Source organism: Robinsoniella sp., assembly GCF_034124845.1.
The window spans coordinates 1-2,616 of sequence record NZ_JAWYAJ010000433.1 but is presented as its reverse complement, the minus strand read 5'-3'; the positions used below and the strand labels follow the sequence as shown (position 1 = coordinate 2,616).

The following is a 2,616-nucleotide window of genomic DNA, read 5'->3' as shown; positions in this document are numbered from 1 at the left end:
AATCTTGAACTTTTGGTATTTGGGGGAATAGGAATCGTCGAAATCCCATTGCTTAAGTGGGATGTATCTGCAGATAAAGTTAAATAAACAGCAAATTTGTTTGTGCTGAAATTGAATGAAGTGAAGTAAGTAGGTAATAATATCCATAAGCAATGAAATCCTTTCTGGTCTTGTGAATGTTGTTGGCTGGTACTTACAGTATTCACACAAAAAAGGAGGCCATTGTTTTTTTTATTAAAAAGTGGTGAAATCTTTGAAAATTAGGTTTTTTATAAAAACAGGAGGGTCAAACTTGACACTACCTAAAAATCATAAGGAGAAAACAAAATGAATTATTTTATGATCGAAGGAACTATCCTGAACGCTGATCTCATGACTGATGAAATTATGAAAGAACATATGGCATATACGCAAAAAGCAATGGATGACGGAACCATCCTGATCTCCGGGCTGAAAACAGATATGAGCGGTGGAATCTTTGTAATGAAAGCGGAATCTATCGAAAAATTAGAAGCTTATCTGTCCCGTGAACCTTTTAAAATCCATGGAATCCAGGAATACCGGCTAATTGAATTCGACTGTCATTACTTTAATTCCTATCCTGCTGAATTTTTCCGGCAAGCCTGATATATAAAGTAACCTGAAATCCATCTTCACAATTTTCACAGCTGATTCTGCCCCCCATCTGTTCCATAAAATACCGGGACAGATACAAGCCAAGCCCTGCTCCATTCCTATTTTTTGCATTGCTGCCTCTATAGAATTTCTCAAACAGCAATGGTAATTCCTCACTGGCTGCGCCTTTTCCAAAGTCCCGGAAACAGACAGCCAGATAATCGCCTTCACAGGAGGCAGAAATATCAATTGTAGTATTTGCGTATTTATAGGAATTGTGAATCACATTATCAATTACCTGCTGAATACGCAGCGGGTCCGCGATGATCATGCAATCCGGAACTGCCCGCAGATTAGCCAGATGGTTGTAATCCGATGCCGCCACATAAGTACAGAGGATCCGGCTTTCCAGCTCGGATGTATCTACCTTCAGTTTTTCCAGCTCTTCCATCGTAGCCTGAAACAGGTTTGTCACCAGCTGGTTAATCTGTTCTGCTTTTTGTCCGATGGTCTCCAGCTGGATCTTTTCTTTACTGCTTCTTGGAAATGCCAGCATCAGTTCCGAAATAGCCTGTATGGAGGCTACCGGAGTTTTAATATCATGGCTTAGGGATGCAACCAGTTCCTTTTTACTTTGGTTCGCAAGCCGCTCATTTTCCCTGGCTCTTTTTAATTCCTCACGCATCAGGTCAAAGCTTTCCGTAAATGCCCCAAATACATTTGTATGATCCATTTCCAGGGGAACATTCAAATCTCCCCTTGCGATATTCCTGGCAAAACGCTCCATTTTCTGAAACGGTACAAATAACGTTTTTCTCAGATACCAATAATAGCAGATAACGCAGAGTAAAATGCCTCCAAGCAGAAATCCTCCGCACAGGAGATATTGCCGGGATCTCTTTAGCAGAAGTTCCGGGGTGGCATTATGAAATACTGCTTTGCCTAGTAATCTCCCATCTTTTTCGATATCTGCTATGGTATCTCCATTGGTGATCGCTTCAGACAGGCTGGAAGACAGACCTGCCTCTGTAGCATCCAGAATTTTTCCTTCCCGGTTAAATATGGTGAATGGAATAGAACCGACATCATTCATCTGGGATATGATTTTTCCCTGCTCTATTTCATCCCAATGAGCTGCAGCCTGCTTTACTACATCATTCACTACCGTGATATCCAGCTTCTGCACTTTGACGCTTGTTCCCGCCCAAAGCATAAATGCTGCCAGCATAACCATGAATGCTGCTACCACCGCTATGAAACCCTTTTTAATCACGGTACTCCTCCTCATAGACATATCCGGTGCCCCAGATTGTTTTTATACGTTTGGGGGAATTGGGGTTCTCTTCTATCTTTTCACGTATCCTGCGTATATGCACATTCAGGGTCCCGTCTCCAGTAACGGAATCTTTCCAGACCTTGCGGAATAATTCTTCTTTTGGTATCATGCGGTTTGCATTCTGCACCAGATATTCCAATAGCTGATATTCCATTGTTTTCAGTTTTAATAGTTTACCATTTAGACTCGCTCTGGAATTCTTATAGTCCACAATCAGGCCCCTGTCCTCGAACACTTCTCTGGTATTAGACAGATTCTGCCGCCGGAGCACAGCCTTTACCTTAGCCAGCAGGATACTTAAAGAGTAAGGTTTTTTGATATAATCATCTCCTCCAATATTCAAGGCAATCAAAACATCATCATCACTGGTCCTGGCACTGATAAACAAAATTGGGATCTGTACTTTTTCTCTGAGCTCTTTGCACAGGGTAAAACCAGAATCATTTCCAAGGTTGATATCCAGAAGGATCATCTCAGCCTTATTCTCCTTAAAAAAGTCCAGACACTGGTTCTTCGTATAAGCAACCGTTGTCTTCACGTCAAACATATTAAAATATTCACAGGTGCTGTCAGCAAGCGCTTCTTCATCATCTACGATCAGGCAGTCATATTTCATATTTCTCAACATTCCTTTCGCTTCGCTCAAGGCACAAACAAATAATGAA

General features: G+C 41.4%; 3 protein-coding genes and 1 pseudogene. 1 reads left to right on the top strand and 3 read right to left on the bottom strand.

The annotated features are described in order from the left end of the window. A pseudogene (locus ACH2DQ_RS21380) lies at positions 1-147 on the bottom strand (transposase); the annotation flags it as partial. A 180-nt stretch (positions 148-327) separates the two neighbouring features. On the opposite strand from ACH2DQ_RS21380, the gene ACH2DQ_RS21375 reads away from it, so the two are divergent. Next, complete coding sequence (locus ACH2DQ_RS21375; protein ID WP_394915966.1) at positions 328-627, top strand: YciI family protein; 300 nt, start codon at positions 328-330, stop codon at positions 625-627. On the opposite strand, the gene ACH2DQ_RS21370 is transcribed toward ACH2DQ_RS21375, so the two are convergent. Next, complete coding sequence (locus ACH2DQ_RS21370; RefSeq protein WP_394915967.1) at positions 590-1,888, bottom strand: ATP-binding protein; 1,299 nt, start codon at positions 1,886-1,888, stop codon at positions 590-592. The two genes, ACH2DQ_RS21375 and ACH2DQ_RS21370, sit on opposite strands and share 38 nt — an antisense overlap. Then, on the bottom strand, positions 1,881-2,616 hold a 736-nt coding region (locus tag ACH2DQ_RS21365), incomplete at its 5' end, for a response regulator transcription factor (protein WP_394915968.1). The genes ACH2DQ_RS21370 and ACH2DQ_RS21365, both read right to left, overlap by 8 nt.